The sequence below is a fragment of the Flavivirga spongiicola genome (genome assembly GCF_030540825.1).
Taxonomy (GTDB): domain Bacteria; phylum Bacteroidota; class Bacteroidia; order Flavobacteriales; family Flavobacteriaceae; genus Flavivirga; species Flavivirga spongiicola.
Genome location: NZ_JAUOEO010000001.1, coordinates 3,035,489 through 3,054,894, shown reverse-complemented (window position 1 = coordinate 3,054,894; position 19,406 = coordinate 3,035,489). Strand labels below are relative to the sequence as shown.

General features: G+C 31.1%; 21 protein-coding genes and 1 tRNA gene. 9 read left to right on the top strand and 13 right to left on the bottom strand.

Annotation, left to right across the window (positions count from 1 at the left end; genetic code table 11):
• Positions 1–144 precede the first annotated feature (144 nt).
• The 3 genes from Q4Q47_RS12245 to Q4Q47_RS12235 all read right to left on the bottom strand — a co-directional run bounded on the left by Q4Q47_RS12245 (position 145) and on the right by Q4Q47_RS12235 (position 2,674).
• Positions 145–1,335, bottom strand: a complete 1,191-nt coding sequence (locus tag Q4Q47_RS12245) for a FecR family protein (RefSeq protein ID WP_303306942.1) — start codon at positions 1,333–1,335, stop codon at positions 145–147.
• Positions 1,336–1,457: 122 nt separating this feature from the next.
• On the bottom strand, positions 1,458–2,054 hold the full coding sequence (locus Q4Q47_RS12240) for an RNA polymerase sigma-70 factor (protein WP_303306941.1): 597 nt from the start codon (positions 2,052–2,054) through the stop codon (positions 1,458–1,460).
• Between the two features lie 538 nt (positions 2,055–2,592).
• Positions 2,593–2,674 (bottom strand) — tRNA-Leu (locus Q4Q47_RS12235).
• 157 nt (positions 2,675–2,831) lie between these two features.
• Here Q4Q47_RS12235 and Q4Q47_RS12230 point away from each other — a divergent pair.
• The 5 genes from Q4Q47_RS12230 (at position 2,832) to Q4Q47_RS12210 (ending at position 9,122) form a co-directional block, all read left to right on the top strand.
• A complete protein-coding gene (locus Q4Q47_RS12230; protein ID WP_303306940.1) occupies positions 2,832–4,220 on the top strand; it encodes a dipeptidase in 1,389 nt (462 codons plus the stop codon).
• Positions 4,221–4,364: 144 nt separating this feature from the next.
• Complete coding sequence (locus tag Q4Q47_RS12225) at positions 4,365–5,231, top strand: DMT family transporter (RefSeq protein ID WP_303306939.1); 867 nt, start codon at positions 4,365–4,367, stop codon at positions 5,229–5,231.
• A gap of 79 nt (positions 5,232–5,310) precedes the next feature.
• Positions 5,311–5,676: a BlaI/MecI/CopY family transcriptional regulator gene (locus Q4Q47_RS12220; protein WP_303306938.1), complete on the top strand. Its 366-nt coding sequence runs from the start codon at positions 5,311–5,313 to the stop codon at positions 5,674–5,676.
• 83 nt (positions 5,677–5,759) lie between these two features.
• Positions 5,760–7,856 carry a M56 family metallopeptidase gene (locus tag Q4Q47_RS12215; RefSeq protein WP_303306937.1) on the top strand — a complete coding sequence of 699 codons (2,097 nt, stop codon included), beginning with the start codon at positions 5,760–5,762 and terminating at the stop codon, positions 7,854–7,856.
• 165 nt (positions 7,857–8,021) lie between these two features.
• On the top strand, positions 8,022–9,122 hold the full coding sequence (locus Q4Q47_RS12210) for a DUF4407 domain-containing protein (RefSeq protein WP_303308470.1): 1,101 nt from the start codon (positions 8,022–8,024) through the stop codon (positions 9,120–9,122).
• 6 nt (positions 9,123–9,128) lie between these two features.
• On the opposite strand, the gene Q4Q47_RS12205 is transcribed toward Q4Q47_RS12210, so the two are convergent.
• Complete coding sequence (locus Q4Q47_RS12205; protein WP_303306936.1) at positions 9,129–9,407, bottom strand: hypothetical protein; 279 nt, start codon at positions 9,405–9,407, stop codon at positions 9,129–9,131.
• Positions 9,408–9,629: 222 nt separating this feature from the next.
• On the opposite strand from Q4Q47_RS12205, the gene Q4Q47_RS12200 reads away from it, so the two are divergent.
• Together Q4Q47_RS12200 and Q4Q47_RS12195 are read left to right on the top strand one after the other, a co-directional pair.
• Complete coding sequence (locus Q4Q47_RS12200) at positions 9,630–10,061, top strand: YybH family protein (RefSeq protein WP_303306935.1); 432 nt, start codon at positions 9,630–9,632, stop codon at positions 10,059–10,061.
• A gap of 3 nt (positions 10,062–10,064) precedes the next feature.
• Positions 10,065–10,541 (top strand): GNAT family N-acetyltransferase, encoded by a 477-nt coding sequence (locus Q4Q47_RS12195; protein ID WP_303306934.1) that lies wholly within the window; start codon positions 10,065–10,067, stop codon positions 10,539–10,541.
• Between the two features lie 145 nt (positions 10,542–10,686).
• Here Q4Q47_RS12195 and Q4Q47_RS12190 read toward each other — a convergent pair whose 3' ends face one another.
• The 9 genes from Q4Q47_RS12190 to Q4Q47_RS12150 all read right to left on the bottom strand — a co-directional run bounded on the left by Q4Q47_RS12190 (position 10,687) and on the right by Q4Q47_RS12150 (position 17,271).
• Positions 10,687–11,265, bottom strand: a complete 579-nt coding sequence (locus Q4Q47_RS12190) for a PhnA domain-containing protein (RefSeq protein ID WP_303306933.1) — start codon at positions 11,263–11,265, stop codon at positions 10,687–10,689.
• Between the two features lie 129 nt (positions 11,266–11,394).
• Positions 11,395–12,195 (bottom strand): hypothetical protein, encoded by an 801-nt coding sequence (locus Q4Q47_RS12185; protein ID WP_303306932.1) that lies wholly within the window; start codon positions 12,193–12,195, stop codon positions 11,395–11,397.
• A 175-nt stretch (positions 12,196–12,370) separates the two neighbouring features.
• A complete protein-coding gene (locus tag Q4Q47_RS12180) occupies positions 12,371–12,739 on the bottom strand; it encodes an MmcQ/YjbR family DNA-binding protein (RefSeq protein ID WP_303306931.1) in 369 nt (122 codons plus the stop codon).
• A 90-nt stretch (positions 12,740–12,829) separates the two neighbouring features.
• The gene (locus Q4Q47_RS12175) at positions 12,830–13,438 is read right to left on the bottom strand and encodes a DUF4230 domain-containing protein (RefSeq protein WP_303306930.1); all 609 of its coding nucleotides are present in this window, start codon (positions 13,436–13,438) and stop codon (positions 12,830–12,832) included.
• 15 nt (positions 13,439–13,453) lie between these two features.
• Positions 13,454–13,804, bottom strand: coding sequence for a DUF4260 domain-containing protein (locus Q4Q47_RS12170; RefSeq protein ID WP_303306929.1), 351 nt, complete (start codon positions 13,802–13,804; stop codon positions 13,454–13,456).
• A gap of 120 nt (positions 13,805–13,924) precedes the next feature.
• Positions 13,925–14,674: a cyclase family protein gene (locus tag Q4Q47_RS12165; protein WP_303306928.1), complete on the bottom strand. Its 750-nt coding sequence runs from the start codon at positions 14,672–14,674 to the stop codon at positions 13,925–13,927.
• A 96-nt stretch (positions 14,675–14,770) separates the two neighbouring features.
• Positions 14,771–15,973, bottom strand: coding sequence for a radical SAM family heme chaperone HemW (gene hemW / locus Q4Q47_RS12160; RefSeq protein ID WP_303308469.1), 1,203 nt, complete (start codon positions 15,971–15,973; stop codon positions 14,771–14,773).
• A gap of 61 nt (positions 15,974–16,034) precedes the next feature.
• The gene (gene ruvC, locus Q4Q47_RS12155; RefSeq protein ID WP_303306927.1) at positions 16,035–16,634 is read right to left on the bottom strand and encodes a crossover junction endodeoxyribonuclease RuvC; all 600 of its coding nucleotides are present in this window, start codon (positions 16,632–16,634) and stop codon (positions 16,035–16,037) included.
• Position 16,635: 1 nt separating this feature from the next.
• Positions 16,636–17,271, bottom strand: a complete 636-nt coding sequence (locus Q4Q47_RS12150; protein ID WP_303306926.1) for an outer membrane beta-barrel protein — start codon at positions 17,269–17,271, stop codon at positions 16,636–16,638.
• A gap of 39 nt (positions 17,272–17,310) precedes the next feature.
• Between Q4Q47_RS12150 and Q4Q47_RS12145 the strand changes: the two genes are divergently transcribed.
• Positions 17,311–18,279 carry a lysylphosphatidylglycerol synthase domain-containing protein gene (locus tag Q4Q47_RS12145; RefSeq protein WP_408612153.1) on the top strand — a complete coding sequence of 323 codons (969 nt, stop codon included), beginning with the start codon at positions 17,311–17,313 and terminating at the stop codon, positions 18,277–18,279.
• Between the two features lie 2 nt (positions 18,280–18,281).
• Positions 18,282–19,406: a glycosyltransferase gene (locus Q4Q47_RS12140; protein ID WP_303306924.1), complete on the top strand. Its 1,125-nt coding sequence runs from the start codon at positions 18,282–18,284 to the stop codon at positions 19,404–19,406.

The following is a 19,406-nucleotide window of genomic DNA, read 5'->3' as shown; positions in this document are numbered from 1 at the left end:
TTTTTCTAAAAAAGAAAAGAACATTAGTTAATTTAATTTCCATAAATTTGCTTGTGTTAATTAGTTAAACATTTAATTGATTAATACGCTTTAGGGGAAATGAAGGTTTGTGTTGTGAGAAATTCGAACCTCGTTCCCTTTTTTTTATCTAAAAATGATGGTTTTGTTGTTTATTTCATATTTAATATTGTTGGTGTTATAGATAGTGAACAATATGTCTTCGATGGTTTGTTCTTTACCAAGTACACCGGTAAATTTATCTTCTTCCACATCTTTATTAATAAAAATAACTTCGGTATCGTACCACCTCGATAATACTTTCATTATTTTATTTAAAGGCATATCTTTAAAACTAAATACGCCTTTTTTCCATGCTGTTATACTATACATATCGACAACATTCAATAATAACATATCGTTATTAACATTACTCATAATATTCTGTTGATTAGGAGATAACACATTATTATTAGTGGCATTATTAACAAGTACTTTACCTTCAACTAAGGTTGTATAAATAAAATCTTCATCTTGATAGGCTTTAATATTAAATTCTGTACCTAATACCTCCACTTCTTGTGCTCCTGTTAATACTTTAAATTTAGATCCATTATGTTCTGTACTAGGTGATACATCAAAATAGGCTTCGCCATAAACCAATTCTACTTCTCGTGTTTCTCCTTCTGGAAATGATATTGGATATTTTATTTGAGATTCAGAATTTAACCATACTTGTGTCCCATCTGATAGCTTTACAAGATATTGTCCTCCTCTTGGGATGGTTAAATAGTTATAGGCAATTTGGTTCTTGGTTGTTGGTTGTTGGTTGTTGGCTACATTATTACCTGCCTGTCCGGTAGGCTGGTATACTATTTCCTCACCATTACTAGTTAAATTATCAGCGATATAATCCTGTCCTTTTTCTAAAGCGACATCTGTACCATCATCTAAAGTTAAAATAGCTTTATCTGTTCCAACTTCAATATTGTTGTTTACTATAATAGGTGTATTAAGATTAACCGTTTGGTTTTTATTTAAAAAGAAATAACCTACCGAAACAAAAATTAAAATGGCCGCTGCATATTTCAATAAACTACGCTTATAAAAAGGTATCACTTTAGTATTAGCCTTATCTCTTTTGGCAATTTCTAATTGTATTTTTGAATATATTTCCTCTCTATAGCCACTTTTGGCTTCAATTTCAAAAGGCCATTCATTCAATTTTTGATGACTGCTAAAAAAATTACTAAGGTTCTCTACTTCATTTTCGGATATATCTCCTTTAAATAATTTATCAATTAGTAACAGGAGATCATTTTTCTCTTTTATGCTCATTTTCTTTTATTAAAATATGACTGGATATAATTAAGTCGATAAAAATGATCCCTACCCTAACGGTAAATTCATTTTTTTTAATTTAAGAATATTTTTTGATAAAATTTTATCTAGTTAACTCACTAGGGTATAACATCTGAGAATAGAAAAATAATTAGTTCTAAACTGGCAATATTACTTATTGAAGCCTTTAAAATTCTTAAAGATTTTGTCATATGAGCTTCAACTGTTTTAATAGAAATATCAAGTAGTTGAGCAATTTCTTTATTACTCAATTGTTTTTCTCTTTTCAATTTAAACACCTCTCTATTTCTTTCTGGAAGATTTTCTATAGCAGTATTAAGGTGTTCTATCAGTTCTTTATGAATCATTTTAGACTCAGGGTTAGAAGTTTGTAGCCTTTTGTTGAAATTATCAACAAAACCTTCTGTAAATATGCCCTTATTCTTCCTAAAATAATCATATGTTTTATACAAAACACAAGAATACAAGTACCCTTTTAAGGACGTTTTTATTTCTATACTCCCCCTTTTTGTCCAAAGGTTAATAAATATCTCTTGAAGAATATCTTCAGCTACGTCTCTTTTCTTAACAATATTATATGCTGAGACCAATAAATGGTCCCAATAAAGATCATATAACATTTTAAATGCTCTTTCCTCACCATTATTTATGCGTGCAATTAGCTCTTGATTAGATTTTTGTTGAGAAATAGCCACTACTATAGATTAATAATAATGGCTAAAATAGATAATTAAAAAACATTTCCTGAAAAAATATTGGCTGAAAAAAATAAACGAATAACTAATAATCTAGATGTTTCTATAAAAACAGTAGAGGTAAATATCACGAAGACCTATTTTTTAAAATCATGTTTAAAGCCCAAATTGGACTTGCAACAAAAAAGCGGACAGTTAATTGAAAGTAAAGTCGTAAATCAATTTATAACATGAATTTTGAAGATGAACAAGATTCGTTTTTCCATTAAAAAATCAACTCAATTGATCTTAGAAATATTATTCAATAACAAATGATATCAAATACCCACAAACTAAATTATGGGTAGCTAAACAGCAAAATGTTGTACCTGTGTAAAAAAGATTCATTTTGAATAAAAAAAGCCGAAGAAAAACTTCGGGTTTTTGTGTGGACAGAGAGACTCCCTTCAACTGTGCTCAGAATAAACTTCTCGCCCACCGACTTTTATGGTATAAAAAAACGCTCCTTCATCAGAAGAAACGTCTTATTTTAATTTTGTGCGGGCGGAGAGACTCGAACTCTCACACCTCGCGGCACTAGATCCTAAGTCTAGCGTGTCTACCAATTCCACCACGCCCGCAAAAGGACTGCAAATATAAACAAGATTTTTAAATTGCAAAGTTGATATGGCAATTTAATTATAAAATAAATTGATATGCCATTTTATAATCAAATAGATAATAAGTATTAAAAACATTCTTTTTTTATATTTTTGAATAAACTATACGATCACTTCAATGAATAACATTCAATCTTATATAAAAGAAAATAAAGAACGCTTTCTAAATGAATTAATAGAACTCCTTAAAATACCATCTATAAGTGCAGATTCTGCTTATAGAAATGATGTTTTAAAAACAGCCGAAGCTATTAAAGTTAGTTTAGAAGAAGCTGGGTGTGATATAGTTGAAATTTGTAAAACAGATGGATACCCTGTTGTTTATGGCGAAAAGATTATTGATAAAAACCTACCAACGATATTGGTTTATGGGCATTACGATGTGCAACCACCAGACCCTTTAGATCTTTGGAACTCGCCTCCTTTTGAGCCCATAATTAAAAAAACAAAATCACATCCAGAAGGTGCTATTTATGCTCGTGGTGCTTGCGATGATAAAGGTCAAATGTACATGCATGTAAAAGCTATGGAATTTATGACATCCACGAACCAGCTACCGTGTAATGTAAAATTTATGATTGAAGGCGAAGAAGAAGTTGGTAGCGCTAATTTGGCAACATTTGTAAAAAACAATCAAGATAAATTAAAAAACGACGTCATTCTTATTTCTGATACTGGTATGATAGCTCAAGATGTACCATCTATTACCACAGGTCTACGTGGGTTAAGCTATGTAGAAGTTGAAGTCACAGGGCCTAATCGCGATTTGCATTCCGGCCTTTATGGAGGTGCAGTGGCTAACCCAATAAATGTTTTAACCAAAATGATTGCGTCACTTCATGACGAAAACAATCATATTACTATTCCAGGGTTTTATGATAAAGTAGAAGAGCTATCCAAAGAAGAGCGTGCAGAAATGGCAAAAGCACCATTTAATTTGGATCATTATAAAAAGGCCTTAGATATAAATGATATCTATGGTGAAACCGGGTATACAACCAACGAACGTAATTCCATTCGCCCTACTTTAGATGTTAATGGTATATGGGGAGGTTACACTGGAGAAGGTGCTAAAACGGTTATTGCAAGTAAAGCTTATGCAAAAATCTCAATGCGTTTAGTACCACACCAAGACTGGGAAGACATCACCCAATTATTCAAAAACCATTTTGAAAGTATAGCTCCTAAAGGTGTTACTATAAAAGTAAAACCTCATCATGGTGGTCAAGGCTATGTAACCCCTATAAATAGTATTGGTTATCAAGCTGCAAGTAAAGCATATCAAGACACCTTTGGCAAAACCCCTATTCCGCAACGTAGTGGTGGTAGCATTCCCATTGTGTCTCTTTTTGAGCAAGAACTAAAAAGTAAAACCATACTTATGGGCTTTGGATTAGATAGCGATGCCATTCATTCTCCAAACGAACATTTCGGGATTTTTAATTATTTAAAAGGTATCGAAACCATACCTTTATTCTATAAATATTTTACTGAATTATCTAAATAGTTTTTTGGGGATTCCTTACCTTTGAAGCGAAAAGTAGAATGCGTTTTAAAGCTATCTGTTTTGGATAAAAAGAATCAGGGATTATTTTCATAAGCAAATGAATTTAGAGGATTGTAATCTGCTTACACGACTGAGTAATATGCTATGAAAAACCAACATAATAATCACCTTTTACTACTCTTATTAGCAACTCTTTTTATTAGTACTTCTGGTGCTTTAGGTAAATTTATAGATATGCCCATTCCAGTTATTATTTGGTGGCGCTCTATATTGGCCTTCATATTATTATATGGTTTTTGTAGATATAAAAAAATAAGCTTAAAACTTAAGTCCAAGAAAGAAATCTTTTCCTTTATAATAAGCGCTCTTTTTTTAGCAGCACATTGGATTACTTATTTTTATGCCTTAAAACTCTCTAATGTCGCTATAGGCATGCTTTCTTTATTTGTATACCCTATAATTACTGCTTTTTTAGAGCCTTTATTTATTAAAGTTAAATTCGATCCTATTTATATTCTACTAGGACTTCAGGTTTTAATAGGCATCTACATATTAGCTCCGGAATTTAATCTAGAAAGCTCTCATGTTAAAGGACTTCTTTTTGGGCTCTCTTCTGCATTATTCTACGCACTACGCAATATTATATCAAAACAACTAATTAGCAACTATAATGGGACATCCATTATGTTATATCAAATAGGAATAATTAGCATTGTTCTATCTCCTATTTTATTTTTCATGGATACCTCAGGAATGTCTACTCAATTTCCTTATGTTATTATTTTAGCAGTTATAACAACTGCTGTAGGACATACTATGTTAGTTAATAGCCTAAAACATTTTACAGTGAGTACCGCAAGTATTATTAGTAGTACACAACCCATTTTAGGGATCATTATTGCATTCATTTTCTTAAACGAAATACCTACTTGGAATACTTTTTTTGGCGGACTTGTCATTCTCTCTACAGTTATTATAGAAAGTATTCGATCAAAAAAAGCTAGTTCTTAAACACATTTTTTTAACTCTACACTTGTAGAATAAAAATATTAACTCTACATTTGTAGAATAAATTCTAACATTGTAGAACATGCAACTATCAAAAACTGAAGAGGATTTAATGAATTATTTATGGAAGCTTGAAAAAGCTTTTATGAAAGATTTGTTAGAAGTTTATCCAGAACCAAAACCGGCAACTACAACAGTGGCAACGCTTTTAAAGCGTATGACAGACAAAGGCTTTATTTCTTATAATTTGTTTGGAAAATCTCGCGAATATTACCCTTTAGTTAAAAAGAAAGATTATTTCTCCAAACATGTTAATGGTTTAATTAAAAATTTTTTTAATGATAGTGCTTCTCAATTTGCATCATTTTTTACTAAAGAAACCAATCTAACCAAGGAAGAATTAGAACATTTAAAAACATTAATTGATTCAGAAATAAAAAAGAAGTAATTATGTTATTGCTCATATTAAAATCTAGTGTTTGCTTAGTTGTCTTTATAGTTTTTTACAAGTCATTCCTTGAAAAAGAAAGCATGCATGTCTTTAAAAGGTTTTATCTTTTGGCTGCTTTGTTTGCATCAATTGTTATTCCATTTATAACCTTTACACAATATATTGAAGTTGCTCCTACCCAAGATTTTGTTCTTATTCCACCTTTAGAGTTTACAACTACTGAGGCATTTACTTCAAAAACCACAACAACATGGCAAGATTATATCTCCACAGTATTATGGATTGTTTATTTTATTGGTGTCGTACTTTTCAGTTTTAGGTTTAGCTTAAACCTAAAAACTATTTTGCACAAAATAAAAGCAAACCCGAAACATAAATATCACTCGTTTACCAATGTCTTATTACAAGATCTAATACCGCCACATACCTTTTTTAATTACATATTTTTAAATAAAAACAAGTACGAACACAACCTAATACCTAATGAAGTTTTATTACACGAACAAACCCACGCCAGACAAAAACATGCATTAGACATTATAATTATAGAACTGCTACAAATTGCTTTTTGGTTTAATCCACTTATCTATTTAATAAAAAAAGACATTAAGCTTAATCATGAGTTTTTAGCAGACCAAACCGTTATAAATAAAGGTATCAATGTTATACAATACAAACAAACCTTATTAGCATTCTCATCACATGCTAACGAACCAACATTAGCAAATGCCATCAATTATTCATTAATCAAAAAACGATTCACAGTTATGAAAACACAAACATCAAAACGAGCCTTCTGGTTAAGAGGGCTTATTATTCTGCCTATGCTTGCCATTTTAATTTATGGTTTTAGTGAGAAAAAAATTGTTGAAAAGCAAGTACCAAATAACATTGAAAATCAAAATACAATTTCAAAAAATGAGATAAAGATTTTTATTGATAAACACCATAAAATATTTATTAATGACGAATTAATTGATTTTAATTCTCTATCGAAAAAACTGATAGAACTAAGCAGTACTCCTTCTAACAACAAGCCTATTAAGGCATCCGTTTTTATTAATATTGATGGGCATCTTACAAATGAATTTCTTCAACAAATTAAAAATGAAGTAAAAAAATCCAAACTTCAAATTTCTTTAATTCAGGCTAATTCTATTTCCTTAGATGAAAACAAGTTTGACAAAGATAATGATGAATATTTAAAAGGCACACAATTTACCGCAGATAGTATATACGTTCAAACTAAAAAAGAGGAAATTATAACAGGTGTTTCAACGCCAAAAAAAGTACAACACCAAAAAACAAACAAAATTCAAATATCAATAAATCTCAAAGGAGAACTTTTAGTAAATAGCCATGTTTGTAAAATTGAAAATCTAAAAAGTTATTTAAAAAAACTCACAACAGAAAAAAACAAAAAACCTGAAGTCGAAATAAAAACTTATACTAATACTCCAAATGATGTAATAAATAAGGTTAAAAACATTTTAAGAGACCTAAAGGTTTTGAAAGTTAATTTTAACAAGCTCCCTTCATTTACCAACAAACAAAAAAAAGCTACTCCAAAACAAATAGCAGAATATAACAAGTTAGCCAAGAAGTATAATGCCATGTCTCAGGGTAATGTTAATATAAAAAACAAAGAAGTTAAGCGTATAAATTATCTATATCGAATTATGTCTGTAGAACAACGTAAAAAAGCAGAACCTTTACCTGTCTTCCCTCCTCCTCCTCCAGTTGCACCTGCTCCTAAAATTATAGAGACAATAGAAGTACTTCCACCTCCACCTCCGCCTCATAAAAATGCGACTAAAGAACAAAAAGAAAATTATAAAAAAATAATTGCTCTGCACGCAAAAAAGAACTCTAAAGCTAAAATTGTTGAGGTTCCCCAACAACAATTCAATTATTTAACCACACCCTCTGACAAACAATTTGAAATAGTACTATCTGACGGAACAAAAGTTTTCTTAGATTCAGATTCAAAGTTAAAATATCCTCTTAAATTTATAAAAGGGCAAACTCGCAAAGTGGAGTTAACTTATGGAGAAGCTTTTTTTGACGTAGCAAATAGTGATGAATATCAAAATTCTTCTTTTATAGTCATTGCTAATGGTGTAGAAATTGATGCGTCTAAAAATAAGTCAATTAAAAAGAAAGAACGCAAAAACTAACATAGTTTAAACTATTGAATACAATATAGGGTTAACTTCATAGAAGAATGACTAATTATAATCCTGTCAGATTTTAATAATCTGACAGGATCTTTTTTATAAAATCATGTAACAAATTCATAGGCTTTGCGTTCTAATAGTCAATCAATCAAAATAAATCACATGATGTTAAAGCAATTTTTTATTATCTGCTCGGGCTCGGACACCGATATTTTAGAGCAATGTTCTAAAGGTGAGCAAAACAAATATGCTGGTATTGGTGCTACTGTTTTCTTTACAGCGGTTATGGCTTTTATTGCTGCTAGTTATGCTCTTTATACTGTTTTTGATAATCTATTTATTGCCATTGCTTTTGGCTTTATATGGGGGTTACTTATCTTTAATTTAGACAGATATATTGTTTCTACCATAAAAAAAACCGGAAATATTACCGACGAACTCATACAGGCATCTCCTAGAATAATTTTAGCCGTTATTATTGCCATTGTTATTTCTAAACCTCTGGAGTTAAAGATTTTTGAAAAAGAAATTAATCAAGTACTGTTAGAACAAAAGAACGAACTAACATTAGCCAATAAAACTCAGATTGCAGAACAATTCACTCCTACTATTGTTGCGCTCCAAAGTGACATAACTAGTTTACAAAATGATATAGATAATAAAGAAGCTGAAGTAAACGCATTATACGATACTTATATTTCTGAAGCCGAAGGAACTGCCGGCACTAAATTATTAGGCAAAGGCCCTGTATATAAAGAAAAAAGAGAGAAACATGATGCCCTGTTAGCCGAATTGCAACTATTAAAAGCTGAGAATAAAGCTAAAATCACTGCTGCTGAAACTCAAATAGCAGCACTTAAAGGTGATTATGAAGCCCAAATTGTAACCACGCAGCCCATCATCAATAATTTTGACGGGTTAATGGCACGTGTAAATGCATTAGGAAAGTTACCATGGTTACCTTCCTTTTTTATATTCTTGTTGTTTTTAGCTATTGAAACGTCCCCTATTATTGCAAAACTATTATCTTCAAAAAGCGTTTACGACTTTAAGTTGGAAGATCAGGAAACGGCTGTTAAAACTAATGTACTTCAAAATAAAAACCAAAGAGAAGCTTTATTAAAAACAGACTATGCTATTAACGACCGTATTTATAATGACATAGAAAAAGAAGACGAATTTTATACTTATAAGCGCAAAAAAGCGAGAGAACTTATGCAACTCCAAGCTGATGCTTTTTTCAAACATCAAAAAAACGCCTTCTGATTCTATCTATGCAGCGTTTTCCGCTTTAAAATGATTATATAAATCTTTACACCCTAAACCTATAATCGCTAAGTTTTTATTTTTTTCGATGGCCTCATTATGAAGTGCAGCTAAGGCATTAACACCATAGCGATCCATACTTTCTACATCTTGAATGCTAATGGTAAGATTATTTACTTTTTCAAAGATGTTTTTGAATTCATTTTGAAACACTTCCAAACTATTTCTGTTTAGAATGCCTTTAATTTTAAAAAAATTGTTGCAGCTTGAAATTTTTAAATCCATAATCATAATATTTTAAATGGTTTCAATGACAGATCTGAGGACGACTAATCGACTGATAACGAAACAAATGTATGTAAATTAAAAGTTAAAATGTTATTTTTTCGATCAATCGATTCCAACTTTAGATGAAAAAATATTCTGTGTCAATTTCATCGTCAAGTAACCATATTAATATCAGATTTCGTTACTTTTACCTTTACAAAACGTTTTAATTAATCAATAATGAAAAAATTAGTATTATTACTTTGCTTAGTATCTATTTTTAATGGTTATTCTCAAGCTTCTGAAGAGAGCGACAAAAAAGCTATTCTTAAAGTATTAAAAAAACAGCGTCTTGCCTGGTCTGATAATAATATTGAAGAATTTATGGAAAGTTATTGGAAAAGTGATTCGCTAAAGTTTTATGGTAGCAATGGTATAACTCATGGCTGGGAAAACACTTTAGACAGATACAAAAGGGCCTACCCTACTAAGGATCATACAGGAAAATTAAATTTTAAAATAAATGCTATTACTAAAATAGCTGAAGGCGCTTATTATGTTATGGGAGAATACCATTTAAAACGTGAAGTTGGAAATGCTGATGGTATTTTCATGATTATTTTTAAAAGAATTAATGGCAAGTGGAAAATTATTGCCGACACCTCTAGCTAAATCATGTCTATAATTATTAGAAAAGCGACCTTAAATGATTTGCCTGTTTTATTAGAATTTGAACAGGGAGTCATTATTGCAGAACGTCCCTTCGATCCTACCATAAAAGAAGGCTATATTAATTATTATGATATAAGTGAGTTAATAACAAGTGACAGCTCTGATATATTTGTTGCTGAATCTAATGGCGAAATAGTTGCATCAGGATATGCCAAAATTAAAACTGACAGACATTATTTAAAACATGCATATCAAGGTTATTTAGGTTTTATGTTTGTTTCTGAAACGCATAGAGGTAAACGTCTAAACAAAATGATTGTTGATGCCTTACTAAAATGGTGTAAAACACGAAATATTTTTGAAATCAGGCTAGATGTTTATGATGATAATATCTCCGCTATTAAAGCCTATGAAAAAGTAGGATTTAAAAAACATATGATTAATATGCGTCTGGATATTGAAAATTTAGATTTAGGGTGAACATCTTCCCTGAACTTATTTCAGGGTCTCATAAATTAATTTACTGATTTTATGATATGCAAAAACAAATTCAGTATGAGCTTATAAATTATTTTTTTTAATAACAGAAAGCCTAACCGCAATTAAATGTTTCAGCACCAAAGTATTATAATTTCTTTACGTATTTGGTAATAATTACAATTTGTTGTGCACCAACTTTACCTTCAATATATTCTGCATTCTCACGATCTAAACGAATATTTCTAACAGCAGTACCTTGTTTAGCGACCATACTAGCCCCCTTAACCTTTAAATCTTTTACTAAAACTACAGAATCCCCTGATTCTAAAATAACACCATTAACATCTCTATGAATAATCTTGTTAGCAGCATCTTCATGTTCGCCCGTTGCGCGTGCCAAAGCCAAAGCTTCACCATCTAAATACATCATGTCTAACAAATCTTTTGGCCAGCCTTCATTACGCAATCTTTGAAGCATTCTCCAAGCCATAATCTGTACAGCAACATGCTCACTCCACATACTATCGTTTAAACATCTCCAATGATTTGCATCCATATCTACCTGACCTTCAATTTGGTCTAAACAGGTTTTACAAACCAACACATCGTTAGCCACATTTTCGTTTAATGATGGCGGGATGGTATATTGTTTTAAACCTTCCTTTGAAGTACATAATTCGCAGGTATTGTTGCTTCTTTCTTGTAATGTTTGTAAAACGCTCATGGGCTATTATAGTTTTTGCAATAATACGTTTTAATAAAAGGTTTTACAAGTCCCGTTTTATTAATAAACAAAAGAGACCGAATTCTAAGTTAAAACCAAAGAATCCAGCCTCTTTAAAAAATATAAGCTTTATAGTTTTATAGCAGAATAAATATAATCACCATGTCCTTTAAAATATTTTTTTAATGTTTTCCCTTCTTCTTCTGTTAGTGCCTCTTTCATAAGTTCCATACTTCTATCAAACATTTTTTCTAAATCGCCTAACGAATCCATTAAAATAGCCTCATTAAAATCTCTCCTATCTGCACCCCAAGCATGCATGCTAGGGTAATATGCTTTAATATATTCATTCTTATAGATGACATTTTCAAGTATTTTTTTACGCAATGTCCTAAACTCTTCTCTAGTTCCATCCTCTGGAAAAGCTAATTTACTTTGACGTAAATACATCACCATATCTTTAGTCTTTTCACCTTCCATTAGTTTTGCTCCTGGTAAGGTCGCATAAATTTCATCTGAATGAAAAATGGAGTAAGCCGAATTCCTTTTCTTTAAAAAGGCTTTTCGAGCTTCTTCATCTGTCCAAGCCTCTTTTTCAAGTTCGCTATTTCTTTCTCCTGCTTTATCAATGGCTTCCCAATTTGGATAAGATTGTACATAAATCACCTCATTACTACTCTCCGTCATAAGATGTGTATAATACCCCGACCCCATAATGTATTCATTTTTTTTGGTAACCTTTTCTAAGTATTCCTTCTCTACGGCTTTCCATTCATCCATAGTACTGTCATTTTTACTATTCCAGTATGTTTTTGTAACTGTTATATACTCTGGTCTTTTTGGAGCTTCTTCTTGTGCAGAAATAAATGCAGTGTTAAATAATAGAAGCATCACTACAATGGTTGAGAAAAATTGATTGGTTGTTTTCATAATCTGTTAAAATTTAAAGTTAATATATTTGAATTAGTCAATACAACTTTAAGATTATGGGGCAACAAAAAGATTTAGGACAACCTATTTATGTACTTTTAATAAATGAAATGGAAGATTGAGAGTATCTAAATATACAACAAAAAAAGATACGCTTCTAATATTTAGCTATGCTTTACATATCTAACAAACTATCTCTCATCTTTTTTGTCATCCCTTTTACAACCATATCATAACTATGGTCAATAAGCTCAAAAATGAACTTTGGTTTTAGTTCTCCTTTGTATATATCAATGGTGTTCCAATGTTTATTGCTTACATAAGGCCCAGGGTAAACACTTCTAAATTGTTCTCTTAATTCTATAGTATAATCTGGGTTGCTCTTTAAAGTAATAGCAGCTTCTCCTTTCTCCCATTTGTTTAGAGGTGCTAACACAAACATTTTATTTAAGACTTTAAATACAAGTGTATGCTCATCAAAGGGAAATTCTTCTGTGCTGCCTTTTTTACTTAAACAGTATTCGCGAAGTTGATCTATATGCATTTTTTTATCTTTTATTCATTCCAGTCTTTCGTCTTTGCTCAAGAAAAACTACGGCAGGAATCTTATAAATTGAAATTAAAATCTCAATCATCATTGAAGTTTTTTAATAGGTTTATCTTCTATTTTTAAAGCTGAATAATCTAATTTCCATCCTATGGTTTCTACAATAGTTTCCATGAGCAAAATAGTTTCTAAAGCTTCTTTTCGAGCTATTTCAATGAGTCCGCTTTCTGGGATTTTCTCTTGGATGTGCTGTTTCGCTTCTTTATGTAAATCGGTTAAATCGGTCGCCTCAAACTTATTAAACAAACCATCAGATTTGTCATAATAATTCAAATTGGTTTCAATCGATAACACCTCAGGTTGTGGAAAATGTTGCAATAAAATTTTCTTTTTGTCATTTTCTGCCACCAATTCAATTTTTGATAAATCGTATCCTACATATGCTTTTGCATTTATGACAACCAAGGCTTTCTTTTTACTAGAAATCAATTTTAAAAAGCGCTCTTTAACGTCTTCATAATGGTATATCTCGGCAAAATCGCCTTCAACCGTTATAAACTTACAAACTGTTTTGATTTTATCTAAAAGTAATACTGATTGCGACTTAACTAATTGTTTTCTCTTAAATGACTTAAAGTAAGTAACAATACCTAAAGTCATTAAAATGCCTATTATAATTCCTAAAAATGCTTCCATAAATATAAAATGGTATTATTTGCCTATTCGGCCTAAGTGGGTATTCTTAAAACTATCAAAATATTTTAATCCATAACCAAAAACTCTATCGAAACAAGCGTGAGAAAACAAGATAATCCCTGTTAATTTTATGATATCATTCTGAACAATTATTCCAAAAAGATAAACACTTATAGCTACGGCTTTATGATGAAAAATATTATATATAACAGCCCCTACTTTAGGGCTCAACAAATAGCCTAACATCCCAATATCCGGAATTAAAATTAATGCAATAAACCACCACCAACTATAATCTAACCCGGAAAAAAGATATATTCCGAAAATAAACATAAATAATTCTTCAATTTTCAATGACGTTTTCATGTGTTTATAATTATTTGTTTTTATCGGTCATATGTAACTTCCATTATAATCATTCTTCTTCATTATGGAAGTTTCATCTTTTTATTGTTATTTTAATGATCGTAAATCATCGAAATAGGATTAATTTATAACTTTATATAAAACAGGTTTACTTGGTGAGGCATCATTTTCAAACGGGGCTATTTGAAGATTTAAAAAATACACCCCGTCTTCAACTGTGTTTGGTACAAAAATAAATTCTGTTATCGTTGCATCTAGTCGTATTTCACTTTTGGTATTCCAAAAGGCGTTATGGGCTAACAGTGCACATTCATCCTTTTCTTTATCTACACTGGGCAAATCAATTAGTAAATGTTTTACGCCTTTTTCACGCAAATAGACAGCAGCATCTTCTAATAAATAAGGTGGGTTGGTATGCGAATATTGCGCTGTCAATTTCTCTTTAGTGTTGGGAATCGTTCTTATAACTATGGCATCTCTTTTTTTATTTCCAATAGCAAATTTTAATTGCTTTTTAGAAATCACAAAATCACCATTTAATTTTTCTGGTGCTACGGTTACGACCTCTGCCAAAAAGAAAAATTGCTTTAAATTCTGGTTTACAGAGTGTATGTGTTCAGTGATATGTCCCACACATTCGGTATGGGTACCGTGAGCATGCGGATTAAAAAAAATATTGTTAAAATTTACACAGGCTCCTCCAGCTACACTAACAATCTGCTCGCCATCTTTTGCAGGCTCAATTGTAGGCGCATCTAAATACCATGCATTTACATTCCTTTTTGACGCACTAAGCGGTATTGAAATGTCAATGGGTAACGATAAATCTATTTGAAGTTTTTTTGAGTTGTATTGAATAGCTGCTAACATTTATGCTGAATTTGTTTCAGCATCTTATAATTAAGATACTATTTCAAATATAAGTTTTTTAATTCTGGATTTTGACATTTAATTCAGATTCTGAAACTAGTTCAGAATAAATAGCTCAGAAGCAATTCCATCGACTAAAAACTTACCTTTTTGTGTTGTTTTTAAGATCTCCATACGATTTTGATTCTCATCAAGATCACTCGAAGTAATAAGCAAACCGCTTTCTATAAATTTTCCTGATGAAGCTTTTAAATGCTCAGTAAAGCTTTCTCCAAAATCGTTTTCTATTTTATTTAAAGATACTCCCCAGATAGTTCGTAAACCCGTCATAATATACTCATTGTATTGGTCCTTCTCAGAAAGTATTTCTACAGTGTTTGGTAATACATTCCTTTGAAACGCCTGTATATATTTTGAATTATTTGACACATTCCAACTACGTTGATTACCATTAAATGAATGAGCAGAAGGCCCTATACCTATATAAGGCTTCCCTTGCCAATAGCTGGTATTATGTTTTGAAAAATAATTAGGCTTTCCAAAATTTGAGATTTCATAATGCACAAAACCTTGTTCTTTGGTTTTGTCAATTAAATGATTGAAGTGCTCTAATGCCAACGCTTCATCAATTGGAGGATAATTTCCTTTTTTTATAAAAGCATCAAGTGCTGTTTTGGGTTCAACAGTTAGTGCATAACTGGATATGTGGTTCACGCCATAACTAAAAGCTATTTCAAGGTTTTTATTCCATTTTTCTAAACCCATATTAGGGATGCCGTAAATAAGATCAATGGTTATATTATCAAAATATTGAGTTGCTAGCTCTAAACAAGTTTTAGCTTCTTCAGAACTATGCGCACGATTCATACTTTTTAAATCATCTTCAAAAAAAGATTGAATACCAATACTTAAACGGTTTATTCCAATAGCTCGATAACTTTCAAAAATAGTTTTATTTGTATGACCTCTGGACGGAGCTTGGGGTGACAGAGAGTTACTAATTAAGTCATCTGGGTTTGCTTCTAATGTTATTTCAGGATGGTCTATAACTGAATAATTTTTATAAACCTCGTCAATCAAAAATCGTAATTCGTCAATCGTCAGTAAAGAAGGCGTACCACCTCCAAAATAAATAGTTTCAATAGTTCGATTATTGAGTTCTTCTTTTCTAAGCTTTAACTCTTTTACTAAAGCTTGAATAAGTTCCTCCTTCTTTTTTAAAGACGTTGAAAAGTGAAAGTCACAATAATAACATGCTTGTTTACAGAATGGTATGTGGATGTAGAGAGCCCCTCCTATCCTCCCCAAAGGGGAGGGATTATTAACATTAAAATTATAATTTCTTTTTGGCAAACTGAAACTAATTTTTCTTTTTACGTAAGTCAACAACAGTTGTTTTTGTTCCCCCTTTGGGGGTTAGGGGGCTATTCTGTTTCACAAAAGCACCCCAACCAGAATAACTTTTACCAATATTCACTTTGCCGGAATTATAAAAATGGCAAACTGCTGCCGCCAAGCCATCAGTAGCATCTAAATTTTTAGGCAAGGTTTTCAACCCCAGCATGCTCTGCAACATTCTGGCAACTTGCTCTTTACTGGCATTTCCATTACCTGTTATTGCCATTTTTATCTTTTTAGGAAGGTATTCTGTAATTGGTATTTCTCGACTCAAGCCTGCTGCCATAGCCACGCCTTGGGCTCTACCAAGTTTTAGCATACTTTGCACATTTTTACCAAAAAAAGGTGCTTCAATGGCAATTTCATCTGGATTGTGAGTGTCAATAAGCTCAATAGTTCGTTCAAAAATGAGTTTTAGTTTTAGATAATGATCATCATACTTTTTTAGGTCGAGTTCATTAAGCTGCAAAAATTGCATCGTTTTTCCAACCACTTTTATAAGCCCAAAACCCATAATAGTTGTACCAGGATCAATACCTAAAATAATTCTTTCTTTATCCATTCTATTCACAATAATAACAGCCACTCAATGATATGGAAGCTCCTACAGTTAGTGTTAAAAGATTACCGTTAAATGCTCCAAATCCATCTGATATGGGTGCAAAATCTTTTGCAAACCCATGTATATACGAAACATCCGTATAAATAGAAAGTTTATCTGAAACTCCAAAATGGAGCTCTACACCAGCCATGGCATTCATAAACGATGTTTTATTTTGAGTAAAATTCCCCAAAGGCTTCACCGATGAGATCCCCGGTCCTGCATGAACAAACACGCCCTTATTTTGAGACAAGTTAAAGATTCTATTGGCATTATAAACTGCTTGCAAATTGATACGAGAGTAATTAAGCTTAAACGCCTGTGCTTCTTTTTGATTCGATATTCTACTAAAGCTATAATCCAATTTTGCACCAAGCATGGGTTTAAACATATATTGAATTCCTAAATTTACTGTTGGTAAATTATATGTTTTTCCTTCAAAACCAGTAACAAATCCATTCTTTGACGGGCTGTTTAAGCCTAATGCAAATTGCGCTTTAAAAGTACTTGTATCACCTTGTGAAGTCGATACAAGACTACTCATTACAAAAAGGATCGCACAAAAGGCTTTTATATATATTTTAAAATTTGAGGTCATAACGTAATAATGATTTAATTTGCATTTAATTATAGGTATATCACATACATGCTACCGTACAAAACTAAACAATTCTTTTTTGAGCTTATTAAATTAAGTATTGTTATTGGGGCTTTTTATTTTATATACCAAAAACTGATAAATAATCCAGAACTAGATTTTCATGATTTTATTGGTTTTTTATCAAAAAAAGACATTTTATCACTCAAAAGCATACTTTCATTGCTTTTTTTGACATTTTTTAATTGGTTTTTTGAGATTATAAAATGGCAAACACTAGTCTCCCCTATAAAAAAAATAAGTTTTAAAAATGCCTTCGAACAAAGTTTAGGTTCTTTAACAGCCTCATTATTTACACCTAATAGAATTGGCGAATATGGTGCTAAAGCTATTTATTATACTTCCAATTATAGAAAACGCATTCTTCTAATTAATTTATTGGGCAATATATTGCAAATGTTTACTACCACTGTTTTTGGGGTTATTGGTTTTTGTTTCTTTACAGCTAAACATCAAGTTAATATTGATTATTATAAATTCGCCCAATACCTTTTAATTGGACTCCTTATTATTGCTTTGATAGTTTTTATAGTGCTAAAAACAAAATTGACTATTAAAGGGTATTCTTTAGAAAAAATTAAACATTTTATTTTGGGATTTCCAAAAAAAACAATGGGCTTTGCCTTATTTTTATCCATGCTACGTTATATGATTTTTTCGTTTCAATTTTACCTTTTGTTACAATTATTCGGAACTGAAATATCATACTTCAATGCTATGACTGTTATTACTTCTATGTATTTATTAGCCTCCATAATTCCTTCTATTTTTATATTTGATGTTGTTATAAAAGGAAGCGTTGCTATTTATTTATTTGGTTTTATAGGTTTTAGCGAAATCACTATTTTAAGCACTATAGCTATGATGTGGCTGTTGAATTTTGTTTTACCAAGTATGATCGGGAGCTACTTTGTCATTAATTTTAACCTTCCAAAAGACCCTCATTAATTATGGTTTTGATAAGCATCTTTATCACTATAGGCTATCTATTTTTAATAGGGAGTTTCGTTTTTGGTTTTGATAAGATTAAATTGTTTAAATTAGAAGGTGGCCCTCCAAAAACCACATTTTCGGTTATTATCCCTTTTAGAAATGAGGCAAAAAATTTACCTGGTTTATTAGAATCTATAGACGCGTTAGGATATCCGAATCATTTATTTGAAATTATTTTTGTTGATGATGATTCGGTTGATAATTCGGTTGACTTAATTATGGGGTTTCTCGAGAATGTTCAACATGACATAAAAGTTATTAAGAATGAAAGAACTTCTAATGCCCCCAAAAAAGATGCGATAACAACGGCTGTTAATCATTCAAAAAACAAATGGATTATAACAACGGATGCTGATTGTTTATTGCCAAAATATTGGTTGGATAGCTTTGATGCCTTTATTCAAAAAACAAATGCAAAGTGCATGGCGGCTCCAATTACCTATACGAATTCCAGTAGTTTTTTAGAACAATTTCAATTATTGGATAGTTTGAGTTTACAGGGAGCGACGATAGGTGGTTTTGGTATAAAACAACCATTTCTTTGCAATGGTGCTAATTTTGGATATGAAAAAACATTATTTCGAGAACTAAACGGTTTTGAAGGCAATACAGATATTGCAAGTGGTGATGATATTTTTCTACTTGAAAAAGTGACTAAAACATACCCCAAACAACTTCATTATTTAAAATGCGAACAAGCTATTGTAAAAACACAATCACAGCCATCATGGAGAGATTTAATATCACAACGTATTCGGTGGGCTTCAAAAACGAGCGCTTACAATAATTGGTTTGGGAAATTTACCGGACTTATGGTTTTATTAATGAACGGATTAGTCCTTTCAACTTTGTTACTTTCGATCTTTAATCTTTTTAATTTTAAAATCTGGAGTTATATTTTAATAATAAAATTTAATATCGATTTCTTCCTAATCTATAAAGCAGCCTATTTTTTTAATCAGAAGTCCGTCTTAAGAAATTTTGCTTTCGGATTTATTATATATCCTTTTTTTAGTTTCTACGTCGCTTTTGTATCTCTTTTTAAAACCTATAAATGGAAAGGCAGGACGTTTAAAAAATAG

Bases quoted from the DNA above. Each gene is read 5' to 3' on its own strand.
- Q4Q47_RS12150 (WP_303306926.1), bottom strand. From the start codon at position 17,271: ATGACCTCAAATTTTAAAATATATATAAAAGCCTTTTGTGCGATCCTT.
- Q4Q47_RS12210 (WP_303308470.1), top strand. From the start codon at position 8,022: ATGTTAAAGCAATTTTTTATTATCTGCTCGGGCTCGGACACCGATATT.
- Q4Q47_RS12230 (WP_303306940.1), top strand. From the start codon at position 2,832: ATGAATAACATTCAATCTTATATAAAAGAAAATAAAGAACGCTTTCTA.
- Q4Q47_RS12180 (WP_303306931.1), bottom strand. From the start codon at position 12,739: ATGCATATAGATCAACTTCGCGAATACTGTTTAAGTAAAAAAGGCAGC.
- Q4Q47_RS12190 (WP_303306933.1), bottom strand. From the start codon at position 11,265: ATGAGCGTTTTACAAACATTACAAGAAAGAAGCAACAATACCTGCGAA.
- Q4Q47_RS12140 (WP_303306924.1), top strand. From the start codon at position 18,282: ATGGTTTTGATAAGCATCTTTATCACTATAGGCTATCTATTTTTAATA.
- Q4Q47_RS12175 (WP_303306930.1), bottom strand. From the start codon at position 13,438: ATGGAAGCATTTTTAGGAATTATAATAGGCATTTTAATGACTTTAGGT.
- Q4Q47_RS12200 (WP_303306935.1), top strand. From the start codon at position 9,630: ATGAAAAAATTAGTATTATTACTTTGCTTAGTATCTATTTTTAATGGT.
- Q4Q47_RS12205 (WP_303306936.1), bottom strand. From the start codon at position 9,407: ATGGATTTAAAAATTTCAAGCTGCAACAATTTTTTTAAAATTAAAGGC.
- Q4Q47_RS12225 (WP_303306939.1), top strand. From the start codon at position 4,365: ATGAAAAACCAACATAATAATCACCTTTTACTACTCTTATTAGCAACT.
- Q4Q47_RS12215 (WP_303306937.1), top strand. From the start codon at position 5,760: ATGCATGTCTTTAAAAGGTTTTATCTTTTGGCTGCTTTGTTTGCATCA.
- Q4Q47_RS12220 (WP_303306938.1), top strand. From the start codon at position 5,311: ATGCAACTATCAAAAACTGAAGAGGATTTAATGAATTATTTATGGAAG.
- ruvC (WP_303306927.1), bottom strand. From the start codon at position 16,634: ATGGATAAAGAAAGAATTATTTTAGGTATTGATCCTGGTACAACTATT.
- Q4Q47_RS12245 (WP_303306942.1), bottom strand. From the start codon at position 1,335: ATGAGCATAAAAGAGAAAAATGATCTCCTGTTACTAATTGATAAATTA.
- Q4Q47_RS12185 (WP_303306932.1), bottom strand. From the start codon at position 12,195: ATGAAAACAACCAATCAATTTTTCTCAACCATTGTAGTGATGCTTCTA.
- Q4Q47_RS12195 (WP_303306934.1), top strand. From the start codon at position 10,065: ATGTCTATAATTATTAGAAAAGCGACCTTAAATGATTTGCCTGTTTTA.
- Q4Q47_RS12165 (WP_303306928.1), bottom strand. From the start codon at position 14,674: ATGTTAGCAGCTATTCAATACAACTCAAAAAAACTTCAAATAGATTTA.
- Q4Q47_RS12170 (WP_303306929.1), bottom strand. From the start codon at position 13,804: ATGAAAACGTCATTGAAAATTGAAGAATTATTTATGTTTATTTTCGGA.